We start from the raw sequence: 14,913 nt of genomic DNA on the forward strand, positions 1-14,913 counted from the left end.
CCACCCCGCCCCCCGTTACCGGTCGTCCGTGACCGGTAACACCTGCATTTGACTTCAAGTCCGCGCCTCACGAAGATAGGCCTCCCGCCGCCAACCCCTTGGTGAATGGGCGCAAGACAGGCCTTTGCAAAACACCGCGGTACGACGGTGTGCCTGCTTTCCAGGATGAATCTGTAGTATTCACAGCGCCTGGTGATGGAGGAAATTACATGCCGGTTACAACCGTTACGTCGCTGCAGGCTCTCAAGCAGAAGGGCGAAAAAATCACCATGCTGACCTGCTACGACGCGACGTTCGCCCACACTGCCAGTGGCGCAGGCGTCGAAGTGCTGCTGGTCGGCGACTCGCTGGGCATGGTCCTGCAGGGCCATGACAGCACCCTGCCAGTCACTGTCGAGGACATGGCCTACCACGTCGCCTGCGTGCGCCGCGGCAACCAGGGCTCGCTGATCCTCGCCGACCTGCCGTTCATGGCCAATGCCAGCCTCGAACAGACCCTGCTCAACAGCGCCGCACTGATGCGTGCCGGTGCGCACATGGTCAAGGTCGAAGGCGCGGCCTGGCTGGCAGATTCCATTCGTCAGCTGACCGACCGCGGCATTCCGGTGTGCGCGCACCTGGGCCTGACCCCGCAGACCGTCAACGTGATGGGCGGCTACAAGGTCCAGGGTCGCCTGGAAGCCCAGGCCCGCCAGCTGCGCGCCGATGCCATTGCGCTGGAGCAGGCCGGTGCGGCGATGATCCTGCTCGAATGCGTGCCCACCGACCTGGCCGAGGAAATCACCCATGCGGTGAAAATCCCGGTGATCGGGATCGGCGCCGGCAGCGCCACCGATGGCCAGGTGCTGGTCCTGCACGACATGCTCGGGCTGTCGATCACCGGTCGGGTGGCGCGTTTCGTGAAGAATTTCATGATCGGTCAGCCCGACATCCCGTCGGCCATCCAGGCCTACGTCGCGGCCGTCAAAGACGTCAGTTTCCCAGCCCCAGAACACGGATTCCAGGCATGAACACCGTCAACAGCGTCCAGGCCCTGCGTGCGGCCGTCGCCGAGGCGCGCCGCGCCGGCAAGCGTATCGGCCTGGTGCCGACCATGGGCAACCTGCACAGCGGCCACATTCAACTGGTGACCCGCGCCGCCGAGCACGCCGACTTCATCGTCGCGACCATCTTCGTCAACCCGCTGCAGTTCGGCGCCAACGAAGACCTGGCCAGCTACCCGCGCACCCTCACCGCCGACCAGGAAAAGCTCCAGCAGGCCGGCTGCCATCTGCTGTTCACCCCCACCGTCGAAGAGATGTACCCCAACGGCATGGGCGAGCAGACCCGGGTCAGCGTGCCGGGCGTTTCAGAAGGTCTGTGCGGCTCCAGCCGCCCCGGGCATTTCGAAGGCGTGGCCACGGTGGTCAGCAAGCTGTTCAACATGGCCCAGCCAGACGTCGCGGTGTTCGGCGAGAAGGACTTCCAGCAGCTGGCGGTGATCCGCGCCATGGTCCGCGACCTGAACATGCCTATCCAGATCATCGGCGAGCCCACGGTGCGCGCCGCCGACGGCCTGGCGCTGTCGTCGCGCAACGGCTACCTGAGCGACGAGCAGCGTGCCGTCGCTCCGGCCCTGTACCGCGAGCTGCAGCGTGTCGCCGCAGCCCTGCAGGGCGGTGACAACGCCTTCGAGCCGTTGCTGAACGAAAGCGCTCGCCAGCTTGAAAGCGCCGGCTTGCGGGTGGATTATCTGGAGGTTCGCGAAGCGACCAGTCTGCGTCCGGCCACGGCCGACGACCGTGACCTGGTGGTGATCGCTGCGGCATTCCTGGGCAAGACCCGATTGATCGACAACCTGCACCTCAAGCGCTGACGGCGGCCAGGCCGCTTGGCAATGAACTAAGCTGGTGCGACAGTGCCCTATTCCTACAGATCCAACGTGGTCTGCATGACACCCTGGAGTGAATGCCCGGACATCGATGCGCACGACCCTGACGAGCCTGGGCCCCGAAGGCGCCTGGCAGTTCACCGCAGCACAACCTGCCGCCGAACAGGCGGCGTCGAAATGTCCACAGGCAGTTAAAGTTAAAGGAAACCCCAAGCGATGGCGTACTACCGCAATCCTTCCGATGTGACCGCTCTGCCCGCCTGGCAGGCATTGAGCGAACACCGCCAGGCCATGCAGGACTTCAGCATGCGCGAGGCGTTCGCTGCCGACCCGCAGCGTTTCAACCAGTTCACCCTCAGCAGCTGCGGCCTGTTCCTCGACTATTCCAAGAACCTGATCACCACCGAAACCCGCGACCTGCTGGTACGCCTGGCCAAGGACGTCGGCCTCAAGGAAGCGATCAAGGCCCAGTACGATGGCGAGACCATCAACGCGTCGGAAGGCCGCCCGGCACTGCACACCGCCCTGCGTCGCCCGGTAGGCGACAAGCTGCTGGTCAACGGCACCAACATCATGCCGGAAGTGCACCGGGTGCTGAGCCAGATGACCGAGCTGGTCGGGCGCATCCACGACGGCCTGTGGCGTGGCTATACCGAAAAGCCCATCACCGACGTGGTCAACATCGGCATCGGCGGCTCCTACCTGGGCCCCGAACTGGTCTCCGAAGCCCTGCTGGCCTACACCCACAAGGGCGTACGCTGCCATTACCTGGCCAATATCGACGGCAGCGAGTTCCACGAGCTGTCGATGAACATCCGCGCCGAGACCACACTGTTCATCGTCTCGTCGAAGTCCTTCAGCACCCTGGAAACCCTGAAAAACGCCCAGGCCGCACGTGCCTGGTACCTGGCTCAGGGTGGGTCGGAAGCCGAGCTGCATCGTCACTTCATCGCCGTGTCGAGCAACAATGCCGCTGCCGTGGCCTTCGGTATCCGTGAAGAAAACATTTTCCCGATGTGGGACTGGGTCGGCGGCCGTTATTCGCTGTGGTCGGCCATCGGCCTGCCGATCGCCCTGGCCATCGGCATGTCCAACTTCAAGGAACTGCTGTCCGGCGCCTACACCATGGACCAGCATTTCCAGAGCGCGCCGTTCGAACAGAACATGCCGGTGCTGCTGGGCCTGCTGGGCGTGTGGTACGGCAACTTCTGGGGCGCGCAGAGCCACGCGATCCTGCCGTACGACCACTACCTGCGTAACATCACCAAGCACCTGCAACAGCTGGACATGGAGTCCAACGGCAAGAGCGTGCGCCAGGACGGCACGCCGGTGTCCACCGACACTGGCCCGGTCATCTGGGGTGGCGTGGGCTGTAACGGCCAGCACGCGTATCACCAGTTGCTGCACCAGGGCTCGCAGCTGATCCCGGCCGACTTCATCGTGCCGATCGTCAGCTTCAACCCGGTAGCCGACCATCACCAGTGGCTGTACGCCAACTGCCTGTCGCAGAGCCAGGCACTGATGCTCGGCAAGACCCGCGCCGAGGCCGAGGCCGAACTGCGCGACAAGGGTCTGCCGGAAGACCAGGTGCAGCGCCTGGCGCCGCACAAGGTGATCCCGGGCAACCGGCCGAGCAACACCTTGGTGGTCGAGCGCATCAGCCCACGCCGCCTGGGCGCGCTGGTGGCGATGTACGAGCACAAGGTGTTCGTGCAGAGCGTGATCTGGGGCATCAATGCCTTCGACCAATGGGGCGTGGAACTGGGCAAGGAGCTGGGCAAGGGTGTCTACCAGCGCCTGACCGGCGGCAACGAAGAGCCGGCCGAAGACGCCTCGACCCAAGGCCTGATCAACTACTTCCGCGGTCGTCACCGCGGCTGATCGGTACGGGCCTCACGCCCACCGGGCGCGGCCTTTCCCCTCGGGCCAAACAAGAAGGCCGGGTATCACACCCGGCCTTTTTTCATGGCTTGCGTTTACGCGGTCCGGTATTGAAAGCCGGGACCTTGCGCACGGGCTTGACGCTCGGTGCTGGCGCATCGAAGTCACCGCTGTCGATCCACTTGCCCAGGTTGCCCTTGGCGCCGGTGGTCTTGGGTTTCTTCGGCTTCTTGGGTTTCTTCAGGATCTGCCCGCTGGCATCGGTGGCCGGCACCCGGTGGTCGGGCTCGAAGTCCGGCTCTTCCTTGCGCTGCAGCACCTGGCGGATCAGCACCTCGATGGCCGCCAGCTGTTCCACTTCATCGGCACACACCAGCGAAATCGCCTCGCCAGTCTGCCCGGCGCGTCCGGTGCGGCCGATGCGATGCACGTAGTCCTCGGCAACGATCGGCAGGTCGAGGTTGACGACGGTTGGCAGGTCGTCGATATCCAGGCCACGCGCTGCCACATCAGTGGCCACCAGCACCTGGATGTCTCCGGTCTTGAAACTGTCCAGCGCGCGCTGGCGGGTGGCCTGCGGGCGATCGCCATGGATGCCGTCGGCCTTGATGCCCAGGCCCTGCAGACGCTCGGCCAACTGGTCGACGCCGACCTTGGTCTTGGCGAACACCAGCACCTGGCCCCAGCGCAGCTTTTTCAGCAGGTGGATGAACAGCTCGGTCTTGCGCTTCTTGTCCACCGGCACCACCCATTGCTTGACCGTGGTGGCCGCGGCGTTACGCGGGCTGACCTCGATGCTCAGCGGGTTGTCGAGCATCTGCCCGGCCAGCAGGCGGATGGGGTCGGAGAAGGTCGCCGAGAACAGCAGGGTCTGGCGGCGTTTCGGCAGGGCCGCATAGAGCCCCCGCAACTCTTCGGCAAAGCCCAGGTCGAGCATGCGATCGGCTTCGTCGAGCACCAGGATCTGTACCTGGTTGAATTTCACTGCGTTCTGGCGATGCAGGTCGAGCAGGCGGCCCGGGGTGGCGACCAGCACGTCGACGCCACGGCGCAGGCGCATCATCTGCGGGTTGATGCTCACCCCGCCATACACCGCGTAGGTGCTCAGTGGCAGGTGCTCGGCGTACTGGAGAAAGCTCTCATGGACCTGCTCGGCCAGTTCGCGGGTTGGCGCCAGCACCAGGGCGCGCACCGAGTTGGCGGCCACCTTGGGGCCCTCCATGGTCAGGCGCTGCAGCAGCGGCAAGGCGAAACCGGCGGTCTTGCCGGTGCCGGTCTGCGCCGCGGCCATCAGGTCGCGGCCGTCCAGCACGGCGGGGATCGCCTTGGCCTGCACCGGCGTCGGCGTCTGGTAGTCCAGCGCTTCGAGGGCGCGCAGCAGGGGTTCGATCAGGCCGAGGGAAGCGAAAGTCATGGGGGGTACCGTTGGTAATGATTCAGCGCAAGGCGCGCAGTTTACCCTGTCCCCCCGCCCTTGGGTTAGGCCGCCGACTCCCTGACCACCGGGCGCCGCCACTGGGGCAGGCCAATGAGGATCACCGCGCTGATGATCACCAGCATCGCCAGGGTCTCTTCCGCACCGATACGCTCACCGGCGAAGAGCATGCCGAGCACCACTGCCACCACCGGGTTGACGTAGGCGTAGCTGGTGGCCGCTGCCGGGCGCACATGCTTGAGCAGGTACAGGTAGGCACTGAATGCGACGATCGAGCCGAACACCACCAGGTACGCCAACGCCGCCCAACCCGCGGCGCTGGGCATCTGCTCCAGGCGCTCGCCACTGATCTGGCTGCCCAGCAGCAACATGGCGCCGGCGACGAGCATCTGCGCGGCACTGGCCATCGGGCCGTCCGGCAGTGACAGGCGTCGGCTCCATACCGACCCGAAGGCCCAGGACGCCGCCGCGAAGATCAGCAACGCCGCACCCAATGGGCTGGCCTGCAGGTTGGAACCCAGATTGAGCAGGCCGATACCGGTCATGCCCAGGGCGATGCCGGCCCATTCCAGACGCGTGGTGCGGTTGCCCAGCAGCAGGCTGAACAACAGCGTGAACAGCGGCACGGTGGCCACCGCCAGGGCAGCGACGCCCGACGAGACATCGGCGTGCTCGGCCAGGGTCACCCCGCCATTGCCGCAGGCCAGCAGCAAAAAGCCGATCAGCGCACTGGCCTTCCATTGCTCGCGGGTCGGCGTGGGCACCCCGCGCCAGCGCAGAAAGCCGTACATCAGCAGCCCGGCAATCAGGAAGCGCACCCCGGCCATCATCATCGGCGGCCAGGAAGCCACGCCAATGCGGATCATCAGGTAGGTGGAGCCCCAGATCAGGTAGAGGGCCAGGAAGGCGCCGATCAGCACCAGGGGAACGCGACGTGAATCAGACATGGCAGGCACGCATCCTTTCATAAGGTTCAGCCATTCTAAGAAGGCATGCGCCGAACAATAAGCCAGAAAAGCTGTTTAAATACGCCACCGACCTATGATTCAACGGTAATCGTCAGGTCTTGCCTTGCATTCGAAAAGCAACTCTTTAGCCTTGCGGGAGCACCGTCTTGGAACTGGACAAATACGATCGCATGCTGCTCGGCGCGCTGCTGGAAAATGGCCGCGCCTCCTTCGCGCAATTGGCCCGCCAGGTCAACCTGTCAGCCCCCGCAGTGGCCGAGCGGGTGGCCAAGCTGGAAGCCAGCGGGGTTATCACCGGTTATGAAGCCAAGGTCAACCTGGCCAAGGTCGGGCTGCCCATCCAGTGCATAATCGAGCTGCGCCTGGGCAGCCACGGCAACCAGAACGCCCAGCAGGAGCTGTACAAGCTGCCTGAGTTGATCCAGTGCTACCGGGTGACCGGCGACCCCTGCGTGATCATGCGCGCGGCGGTGGACTCCATGGAGCATCTGGAAGACCTGCTCGACCGCATCACCCGCTACGGCTTCAGCAAGACCTCGATGGTGCTCTCCACCCCGGTGGACCGTCGCCTGCCTGCCGGGCACCTGGGCATCGGCGTGCGCCTGGACAAGGCGCCGGTCAAAGGCCGCGCTGACGCTTGAGGGTTTCCAGAATGCGCGCGGCCGGGACCTTCTGCAGGCGACACAGCCACTGGTGGGAAACCTGCGCAATGCCATGCGTATCGCGCAACTGCGCGGTCATGTAGCCCAGCAGGTTGGCGGCCATCTCCGCGTCGGCCATGGCCCGGTGAGCCTGGCCGGTGTCGGGCAGCCGGGCGTAGCGAGTCAGGGTGCCAAGCTTGTGGTTGGGCGCCTGGGGCAGCAGGCGCCGGGCCAGCAGCAAGGAGCAGGCAAAGGATTGCTCGCGGGTGCGCTGCAGGCGTGCCAGCTCGAAGTCCCAGAACTTCTGGTCGAACGCCGCGTTGTGCGCCACCAGTGGCGTACGCCCGACGAAATCCGCTACCTCGCCCATCACTTCATCGGCGCTGGGCGCGCTGCGAATCATCGCGTTGCTAATGCCGGTCAATGCCTCGATGAACGGCGGGATGCGCACCCCGGCGTTCATCAGGCTCTGGTAGCGGTCGACGATGCGTCCGTCCTCGAGGATCACCACTGCCACTTCCGTGGCCCGGCAACCGGGACCGGGGGCGATGCCGGTGGTTTCGAAGTCGATGACGGCAACAGGTTCCAAAGGTCGTTCCTCGTATCAGTTCTTGAGCAGCAGCGCGCCTTCGATGGGCACGTAGCGGCTGGCGGCGCGAATCAGCGAGTTCGCGGTCAGGCCTGGCACGCCATAGGCCACGGCCTCCACGCCATAGCGTTGGATGATGCGCTCGAGCAGCAGATCGAAGTCGCCGTCGCCGGAAGCCAGCACCACCTCGTCGACCTGCGGCGCGAATTCCATCACATCCAGGGTGATGCCCACGTCCCAGTCACCTTTGGCCGAGCCGTCGCTGCGCTGGATGTAGGGCTTGAGGCGCACGGTGAAGCCCAGGTTGCGCAGGATCTGCTGAAACTGCTGCTGGCGGGCGTCACCGCGGTCGATGGCGTAGGCGAAGGCCTGCACGATGGTGCCGCGCTGGCTGACCTCGGCCCACAAGGCACCGTAGTTGAAATGACAACCGTGCGCTTGGCGCACGGTGTAGTAAAGGTTCTGCACATCGGCGAACACTGCGATCTTTCTCACCGCGCCTCCCCTGCGCTGCTGGCAGCGCGCAGTATGCCACTTCCATGCGGCCGCCGCGCAGCGCAGAGGCGCGGGCGTTAGACGAAACTGTCGTCGTCGTCGAAAAAGCCGCCATCGCCGGCGCTGTAATCCTGGTCACGGGCCGACCAGTCATCGGCCTGCAGGCCCTGGTCACGCCCGCCCCAGTCATCCGACTGCAGGCCCTGGGTCGGCGAATCGTGAATGACTTCGACGATTTCCTGCGGCGCACTGTGATGGCCAAACAGGCTGCTGATGCCTTGCGCCAGCATCACCCCGCCCGCCACACCGGCAGCGGTCTGCAAGGCCCCACCCAGAAAGCCGCTGCCCTTGGGCGCGGCGGCTGGAGCCGGCGCCGGCTGCGCGGCAGGCGCAGCGTAGCCGGGGTCGCGCCAGCCACCGCCAGAAGAAGCCGGTGCGGGTGCCGGTGCAGGCGCTGGTCGCGAAGCGCCACCACCGAACAGCCCGGACAAAAAGCCGCCGCCCGACGAAGGCGCACTGCCACTGCGGGCCTGTTGCAGTTCGGCCTGCAGTTGGCGAATCTGCTCGTCACGTTCACGCAGTTGCTGGTTGAGCTGATTGACCGCCGCCTCCTGCACCACGATCGCCTGCGCCATGTAGTAAGGCGCGGCCGGCTGACGGCGCAGATGGTCGTTGATGTACGCCTCGACCGCAGCATCCCGCACGCCGGATTGCCCCTCGGCGGTCTTCAGCTTGCCGAACAGTTCATCGATCAGGGTTTGCTCTTGGGTGTTCATGGTGACCTCGCACGGATCGTCAGAAGGCCGAACAATGGCCCTGCGAAACAGAATGGGGCTGCTGTGCGGCAGTTCAAGCACATGACGAAAAAGTTAAGAAAGCCCCGTCGAACCCGTGCGCTTGGTTCGTCGCAGGCCATCGGCTACAGTGTCCGCCGACTTTACCCGTGACGACCCTCATGAACCCGCTGAACATCATCCAGGACTCGCTGTACTTCTTCCGCCACAACCTGCTCGCCATCCTGCTGTTGTGCCTGCCGCCGGTCATCCTCGAAGGCGTCGTCAAGCAGGCCGTGCAGGCCAGCGCCCAGGCCCAGGCATCCACCGCCTACGAGCTGATCGTCGGCCTGCTGTTCTACCCGCTGTACAGTGGCGCGCTGATCCTGTTCATGGACGCCCGCACCCGTGGCGAAAACCCGCCCATCACCGAGCTGTGGGGCCAGACCCTGCGCCTGTGGCCGTCCTTCGCCCTGCTGTCGGCGATCAGCACGCTGCTGATCATGTTCGGCCTGTCACTGTTCGTGCTGCCCGGCCTGTGGGTGATGATCAAACTGGCGTTCAGCGAGTACCTGCTGGTACTGCGCCAGCGCACGCCGTTCATGGCCATGCGTGAAAGCATGCTGATGACCACCGGGCACTTCACGCGCATCCTGGTGTGCCTGCTGATCATCTACATTCCCATTTCGCTGTTCGAAGCGGCCGGCATGTACCTGCTGCCGGCCCCACAAAGCCCGAGCGTGGAGGTGCTGCTCAACAGCCTGACCAGCTTTCTGCAGCTGTTCATGGGCGTGACCCTGTTCCGCCTGTTCATGCTGATCGAGCAGGAGCGCCCTGCCGGCTGATTGGGCTATGCTGCGGGCATCCCGTTCAGGAATCCTGACCGTCCGATGAACCGCCTGCTGCCACGCCTGATCCTGTTCATCCTGCTGCTGGCCGCCGCCCTCTGGGGGGCACTGTATCAATCGACCTGGCGGCCCGCCGACCGTGAAGCGGTCGAGCCCCTGTGCAGCACCACCGACCGCCCCGCCCTGCTGAAGCCCGGCCAGGCCGTGAAGGTGATGACCTGGAATGTCCAGTACCTGGCCGGCAAGCGCTACGTGTTCTGGTACGAGCGCCCCGATGGCAGCGGCCCGGACGAACGCCCGAGCGCCGAGGACCTGGCCTTCAACCTTGATGAAGTGGTGCGGGTGATCCGCGACGAACAGCCCGATCTGGTACTGCTCCAGGAACTCGGCGACGGCGCCCGCGACACCGGTTACCAGAACCAGCTGGCCCTGCTTCAGGAACGCCTGGCCGACCTCTACCCGTGCAGCACCCAGGCGTTCAACTGGAAGGCCGAATTCGTGCCCCACCCGCGTATCTGGGGCAGCGTCGGCCTCAAGCTGGCGACCCTGAGCCGTTACCGCATCGACAGTGCCGAGCGCCTGCAACTTCCCCTGCACCCAAGCACCCCCCTGGTGCGCCTGTTCCAGCCCAGACCGGCGCTGCTGGTCAGCTACCTGCCACTGCAAGGCGGCGGACGTCTGGCATTGATCAATACCCAGCAATACACCCCGGAGCCAGACCCCGAGACGCTGCGCCAGCAGACCGCAGCCACCGCCGCCCTGCTCGACCGCCTGGAGCGCAGTGGCACGCCCTGGCTGATCGGCGGCGACTTCAGCCTGTTGCCGCTGGGCCAGTACCCGCGCCTGGACGAGCAACAGCGCGTCGGCTATCTGCCCGACAGCCCGCTGCACCTGCTCTGGGACAAATACCCGATGATCCCCTCCAATGCCGAAGCCGGTGGTATCGAACGCAGCCTGTGGCTGACCTACTGGCCCAACGACCCGCAGATCAGCGGGCCCGACCGCACCCTCGACTACCTGATCCACAGCCCGTCCCTGCGCCGCCTGGAGGCCGGGGTGCGCCAGGGCGATACCTTGCAGATTTCCGACCATCTGCCGCTGCTGGCACGCCTGCAACTGCCTGCACATCCTTGATACCCCGCCGGCACGCGCCCCTCCCGCCTGGAGCGCGGGCGAGCGCGTGGGAAATTTATCCTGGCGACGACATTGTTATGTTGTAACATTGCATTTCCAATTGTAAGGAAAGCTTTCAATGTTCACGCGCGTCTTCCCTGCCCTCTCGTCCCTGACGGTCGCCCTGCTGGCCGCCCAGCCGGCGCTCGCCGATCAGACGATGACCCTCGAGCCACAGATCATTACCGCCAACCCGCTCGGTGCCGACGCGCTGGCCTCCCCCACCAGCGTGGTGGAGGGCGATGACCTGACCCTGCGCCAGGCGGCGCAGCTGGGCGAAACCCTGAACGGCCTGCCCGGTGTGTCGTCCACCTACTTCGGCCCGGTGGCCAGTCGCCCGGTGATCCGCGGCTTCGACGGTGACCGCATTCGCGTGCTGCGCAACGGCGTCGGCGCGCTGGACGCCTCGTCGCTGTCCTACGATCACGCCGTACCCTTCGATGCGGCCAACGCCGAGCGCGTCGAAGTGGTGCGTGGCCCCGCCGCGCTGCTGTATGGCGGCAGCGCGGTGGGCGGCGTGGTGAACACCATCGACAACCGCATTCCTACCGAGCCGGTTGACGGCGTGCACGGCGGCGGTGAGCTGCGTTACGGCGGCGCCGACACCACGCGCAGCAGCGCCGGCAAACTGGAAGCCGGCGACGGCACCTTCGCCCTGCATCTGGACGCCAGTTCCCGCGAGTTCAACGACCTGCGCATCCCCGGCTATGCCCACTCCCGCGACCAGCGCGCCCTCGATGGCGACGACAGCAAACACCGGGTGGCCAACAGCGACGGCCGCCAGGACGGTGGTGCCATCGGCGGTGCCTACCATTGGGATCACGGTTATGTCGGTCTGTCCTACGACGAGTACGACAGCAACTACGGCTCCCCCGCCGAGAAAGACGTGCGCATCGACATGGAGCAGCGTCACGCCGCCATGGCCGCCGAAGTCCGCGACCTGGAAGGGCCGTTCAGCTCGGTGAAACTGAACGTCGGCCACACCCAGTACGAACATCGCGAGATCGAAGACGGTGCCACCGGTACGGTGTTCAAGAACGACGGCTACGAGGCCCGCATCGAAGCCCGCCACCAGCCCATCGGCCCGCTGCAAGGGGTGATCGGTGCCCAGGTGTCCAGCAGCCAGTTCCAGGCCCTGGGCGAAGAAGCCTTCGTGCCCAAGACCGACACCGACAGCGCCGCGCTGTTCGTCCTGGAAGACTGGAAAGCCACCGAGCGCCTCGACCTGTCGCTGGGCGGTCGCCTGGAACATACACGCCTGAGCCCGGACGCCGGCGGCAACGAGCGCTTCGAGGGCGCCGCGGCCAATCACAGCTTCACCGCCGGCAGCCTGTCGTTCGGTGCCATCTACAGCCTGGACAAGGTCTGGTCGCTGGCCAGCACCCTCAGCTACACCGAGCGGGCACCGACCTTCTATGAGCTGTACGCCAATGGCCCGCACGAAGCCACCGGCACCTATGAAGTGGGCGACGCCAACGCCGAGAAGGAAAAGTCCTGGTCCAGCGACCTGGCCCTGCGCTTCGACAATGGCACCCACAAGGGCAGCGTTGGGGTGTTCTACAGCCGTTTCTCCAACTACATCGGTCTGCTGGGCAGCGGGCGCTACCTGAACGATGACGGCGAACAGGTGGCCGCCAGCGACGACGGCGCACTGCCGGAATACCTGTACAGCGGGGTGAAAGCCGATTTCTGGGGTATCGAAGCCCAGGACCACTGGCGTCTGGCGCAAACCCCGTACGGTGAGTTCGCCCTGCAAAGCTCGGCAGACTACACCCGCGCCAGGAACCGCGAAACCGGCGAGCCGCTGCCGCGCATCGCGCCGCTGCGCCTGAACACCGCGCTGTTGTGGACCTACCAGAAATGGCAGGCCAGCCTCGGCGCGGAACACGCCAGTGCCCAGCACCGGGTGCCGGAAGCCGAGACCAGCACCGATGGCTACACCACCCTCAATGCCAGCCTCGGTTACCACTTCGATATCGGGCAGAGCCAGTGGCTGGCCTTCCTTAAGGGCGACAACCTGAACAACCAGACCATCCGCTACGCCAGTTCGATCCTGCGTGACGAAGTACCGGCCGCCGGACGCAGCGTACAGGCGGGGGTCAAGATGACGTTCTGATCGCTTGCCGCGTGGCCGATGTATGGCGGGTTTCGCAAGGATCTGTATCTACCGGCAGCCTGTCGCCACAGGTAGGTTGCCGGCTGGATCATCCGAACGAGCGCGCCATGCACATCCACGACATTCCCTTCGGCATCACCGACTGGTCGGCCATCGAGGCCACAACCCATCCCGGAGAGACCGGCATCGCCTACTGGCGCACCTGCCAGTTCGGCGCCATCCGCGTGCGCATGGTGGAATACACGCCGGGCTACCTGGCCGACCACTGGTGCAGCAAAGGCCACGTGCTGCTGTGCCTGAAGGGCCAACTGGACACCGAGCTGGAAGACGGCCGTCGCTTCACCCTGCTGCCCGGCATGAGCTACCAGGTGGCCGACAACGCCGAGGCGCATCGTTCCTCCACGGCAAGTGGCGCGACGCTGTTCATCGTCGATTGACTACGTGGCCTCTTTGAAAAAATCCTTGGTCAATTCGAGCAGGGTCGCTCGCAATTCGGGCGGACGCACAGGCTTGGACAGAATGGAAATGTTCATATGCATCAGGCCACTGCGGATGCGCTCGATGTCATGTCCGGTCATGATCATCGCCGGAACCTCCCAGCCGCGCCGCTCGCGTATCGCGGCGATGCACTCGGCGCCCGAGATCTTCGGCCCCAGATCGAAATCGGCAATGATGATGTCGCAGTCGGTCACCACGTCCAGTCCATCGCTGTGGGTTTCCACCTCGCACCCCCACTTTTCGAGCAGGGCCGAGGTTGCCATCAGCACATTGGCATCGTCTTCCACCAGGCATACGCGCAGGCCCTGCAAGCGCCGCTGCATGATCACCGGCCGTTGGGCCTCGATGCCAGGCACCATGCGCTCCAGGCCCTGGATGGTCGCGCAAGTACCCCGACCGGGTCGCGAGTCCAGGCGGATATCCAGGCCAATCAACTGGCTGATTCGCTTGACGATGGACAACCCCAGCCCCAGGCCTTCGACATCCTTGTCACGGACGTGGCGTACCCGGTAGAACTCCTTGAACACCTCCGGCAGATGCTCGGCGGCAATGCCGCGCCCCTTGTCGTAGATAACAATGGCCAGCCCTTTGCCCCGGGGTCGAACACCTATCAGCACCGGTTGTCCGGCGGCGTACTTGAGCGTATTGGAGACCAGGTTCTGCACCATGGTGGTCAACAAGCCGGCATTGACGTTGACCCACTGTCGACACGGACGCAGGCGTAACTCGACCCCCGCCCAGCGTGCCGCCTCGGTGTTCTGCTTGACCACATCACGCAGAAGCGCATCGAGGTTGACGGGCTCCGCCTGTGGCTCCAGCTTGCCGTTGTCGAGGGTGTAGATGTCGAGGATCGAACGGAACAGCTGCGAGACGGTGTGCAGCGAGCGGTCAATGTTGTCCACCAGGCGAAGCTCTTCGCTGCCCAGCCTGGCGTCGCGCAGGCAGGCCGTAAACAGGCCAATGGAATGGATCGGCTGGCGCAGGTCGTGGCTGGCCTGGGCAAGAAAGCGGGACTTCTCCTGATTCGCGGCCATTGCCTCTTCCGACGCGACACGGGTTCGTTCGAGCAGAATGTGCGCATAGGCCGGTACCACGATGGTGGTCACGATCAGCATCAGGAACATGAAAGGCTGGCCACGCCAGAACGGGGTCAGGATAAAGATCATCACCAGCATGCCCAGCGCGATGAGTGTCGCGGCGGCCAGGTAGCGAGAACCAAAGCGCATGCCATTGCCCAGGGTGACCCACAGCAAGGCGGCATACACGGGCAAGGCGCCCTCCCCACCCACGACCATGGCAAACGAGATACCGCTGTAGTCGTGGGCCATGGCGAACAGGCGGCGCCAGAAGAAATGCCCAGGCCAACGCTTGATCGCCATGCGCAGGGGCACCGCCACGCTGACGAAAAACGCCATGTACCACAGGATGGGCGCATAAGTGGCGAAGTCACTGGAAGGCAGGCAAGCCACCACGAAGATGTACAGCGAAGCACAGGTGCTGACCGTCAGCCTTAAGGTGGCTTGGTCAAGCTCGCTGTTCTTTTCCATCAGGGGCATGGCAAGTCTCCGAGGCACAAGCCGCTTCAAATCTGAAACCGGATGTTACAGTTGCGGTACGATACGCCCA

General features: G+C 64.9%; 14 protein-coding genes. 8 read left to right on the forward strand and 6 right to left on the reverse strand.

Annotated features, from left to right (window positions below; all coding sequences use genetic code 11):
* Nucleotides 1–209 precede the first annotated feature (209 nt).
* From panB to pgi, 3 genes are all read left to right on the forward strand, one after another.
* Nucleotides 210–1,010, forward strand: a complete 801-nt coding sequence (panB, locus tag QZ497_RS14520) for a 3-methyl-2-oxobutanoate hydroxymethyltransferase (RefSeq protein WP_295476364.1) — start codon at nt 210–212, stop codon at nt 1,008–1,010.
* Entirely contained in the window at nt 1,007–1,855 is an 849-nt protein-coding gene (gene panC, locus QZ497_RS14525) for a pantoate--beta-alanine ligase (RefSeq protein WP_295476365.1), read from the forward strand. Before panB ends, panC begins: the two co-directional genes overlap by 4 nt.
* A gap of 231 nt (nt 1,856–2,086) precedes the next feature.
* Complete coding sequence (pgi, locus tag QZ497_RS14530) at nt 2,087–3,751, forward strand: glucose-6-phosphate isomerase (RefSeq protein WP_295476367.1); 1,665 nt, start codon at nt 2,087–2,089, stop codon at nt 3,749–3,751.
* Between the two features lie 82 nt (nt 3,752–3,833).
* Here the strand turns inward: pgi and QZ497_RS14535 are convergent, their stop codons facing one another.
* Together QZ497_RS14535 and yedA are read right to left on the reverse strand one after the other, a co-directional pair.
* Nucleotides 3,834–5,165 carry a DEAD/DEAH box helicase gene (locus tag QZ497_RS14535; RefSeq protein ID WP_295476369.1) on the reverse strand — a complete coding sequence of 444 codons (1,332 nt, stop codon included), beginning with the start codon at nt 5,163–5,165 and terminating at the stop codon, nt 3,834–3,836.
* Nucleotides 5,166–5,230: 65 nt separating this feature from the next.
* Nucleotides 5,231–6,133, reverse strand: a complete 903-nt coding sequence (gene yedA / locus QZ497_RS14540) for a drug/metabolite exporter YedA (RefSeq protein ID WP_295476371.1) — start codon at nt 6,131–6,133, stop codon at nt 5,231–5,233.
* A gap of 167 nt (nt 6,134–6,300) precedes the next feature.
* Here yedA and QZ497_RS14545 point away from each other — a divergent pair, with 167 nt between their 5' ends.
* Nucleotides 6,301–6,795: an Lrp/AsnC family transcriptional regulator gene (locus QZ497_RS14545; protein ID WP_295476373.1), complete on the forward strand. Its 495-nt coding sequence runs from the start codon at nt 6,301–6,303 to the stop codon at nt 6,793–6,795.
* Here QZ497_RS14545 and QZ497_RS14550 read toward each other — a convergent pair.
* From QZ497_RS14550 to QZ497_RS14560, 3 genes are all read right to left on the reverse strand, one after another.
* A complete protein-coding gene (locus QZ497_RS14550) occupies nt 6,773–7,384 on the reverse strand; it encodes a 3'-5' exonuclease (protein ID WP_295476374.1) in 612 nt (203 codons plus the stop codon). The genes QZ497_RS14545 and QZ497_RS14550 overlap by 23 nt on opposite strands.
* 15 nt (nt 7,385–7,399) lie before the next feature.
* Nucleotides 7,400–7,879 (reverse strand): NYN domain-containing protein, encoded by a 480-nt coding sequence (locus QZ497_RS14555; protein ID WP_295476376.1) that lies wholly within the window; start codon nt 7,877–7,879, stop codon nt 7,400–7,402.
* Between the two features lie 77 nt (nt 7,880–7,956).
* Nucleotides 7,957–8,655: a DUF2076 domain-containing protein gene (locus tag QZ497_RS14560; protein WP_295476377.1), complete on the reverse strand. Its 699-nt coding sequence runs from the start codon at nt 8,653–8,655 to the stop codon at nt 7,957–7,959.
* Between the two features lie 179 nt (nt 8,656–8,834).
* On the opposite strand from QZ497_RS14560, the gene QZ497_RS14565 reads away from it, so the two are divergent.
* The 4 genes from QZ497_RS14565 to QZ497_RS14580 all read left to right on the forward strand — a co-directional run bounded on the left by QZ497_RS14565 (nt 8,835) and on the right by QZ497_RS14580 (nt 13,226).
* Nucleotides 8,835–9,497: a YciC family protein gene (locus QZ497_RS14565; RefSeq protein WP_295476379.1), complete on the forward strand. Its 663-nt coding sequence runs from the start codon at nt 8,835–8,837 to the stop codon at nt 9,495–9,497.
* 45 nt (nt 9,498–9,542) lie between these two features.
* A complete protein-coding gene (locus QZ497_RS14570) occupies nt 9,543–10,634 on the forward strand; it encodes an endonuclease/exonuclease/phosphatase family protein (protein WP_295476381.1) in 1,092 nt (363 codons plus the stop codon).
* Between the two features lie 199 nt (nt 10,635–10,833).
* Nucleotides 10,834–12,789: a TonB-dependent receptor gene (locus QZ497_RS14575; protein WP_295476649.1), complete on the forward strand. Its 1,956-nt coding sequence runs from the start codon at nt 10,834–10,836 to the stop codon at nt 12,787–12,789.
* A 107-nt stretch (nt 12,790–12,896) separates the two neighbouring features.
* Entirely contained in the window at nt 12,897–13,226 is a 330-nt protein-coding gene (locus tag QZ497_RS14580; RefSeq protein ID WP_295476383.1) for a DHCW motif cupin fold protein, read from the forward strand.
* Here QZ497_RS14580 and QZ497_RS14585 read toward each other — a convergent pair whose 3' ends face one another.
* Complete coding sequence (locus tag QZ497_RS14585; RefSeq protein ID WP_295476650.1) at nt 13,227–14,834, reverse strand: hybrid sensor histidine kinase/response regulator; 1,608 nt, start codon at nt 14,832–14,834, stop codon at nt 13,227–13,229.
* Between the last annotated feature and the right edge of the window lie 79 nt (nt 14,835–14,913).

Origin of the sequence: uncultured Pseudomonas sp., from assembly GCF_913777995.1 — a bacterium.
Taxonomy (GTDB): domain Bacteria; phylum Pseudomonadota; class Gammaproteobacteria; order Pseudomonadales; family Pseudomonadaceae; genus Aquipseudomonas.

Excerpts from the sequence above, each read along its gene's own strand:
- panB (WP_295476364.1), top strand. The coding sequence starts at position 210 with ATGCCGGTTACAACCGTTACGTCGCTGCAGGCTCTCAAGCAGAAGGGC.
- panC (WP_295476365.1), top strand. The coding sequence starts at position 1,007 with ATGAACACCGTCAACAGCGTCCAGGCCCTGCGTGCGGCCGTCGCCGAG.
- pgi (WP_295476367.1), top strand. The coding sequence starts at position 2,087 with ATGGCGTACTACCGCAATCCTTCCGATGTGACCGCTCTGCCCGCCTGG.
- QZ497_RS14535 (WP_295476369.1), bottom strand. The coding sequence starts at position 5,165 with ATGACTTTCGCTTCCCTCGGCCTGATCGAACCCCTGCTGCGCGCCCTC.
- yedA (WP_295476371.1), bottom strand. The coding sequence starts at position 6,133 with ATGTCTGATTCACGTCGCGTTCCCCTGGTGCTGATCGGCGCCTTCCTG.
- QZ497_RS14560 (WP_295476377.1), bottom strand. The coding sequence starts at position 8,655 with ATGAACACCCAAGAGCAAACCCTGATCGATGAACTGTTCGGCAAGCTG.
- QZ497_RS14565 (WP_295476379.1), top strand. The coding sequence starts at position 8,835 with ATGAACCCGCTGAACATCATCCAGGACTCGCTGTACTTCTTCCGCCAC.
- QZ497_RS14570 (WP_295476381.1), top strand. The coding sequence starts at position 9,543 with ATGAACCGCCTGCTGCCACGCCTGATCCTGTTCATCCTGCTGCTGGCC.
- QZ497_RS14575 (WP_295476649.1), top strand. The coding sequence starts at position 10,834 with ATGACCCTCGAGCCACAGATCATTACCGCCAACCCGCTCGGTGCCGAC.
- QZ497_RS14580 (WP_295476383.1), top strand. The coding sequence starts at position 12,897 with ATGCACATCCACGACATTCCCTTCGGCATCACCGACTGGTCGGCCATC.
- QZ497_RS14585 (WP_295476650.1), bottom strand. The coding sequence starts at position 14,834 with ATGGAAAAGAACAGCGAGCTTGACCAAGCCACCTTAAGGCTGACGGTC.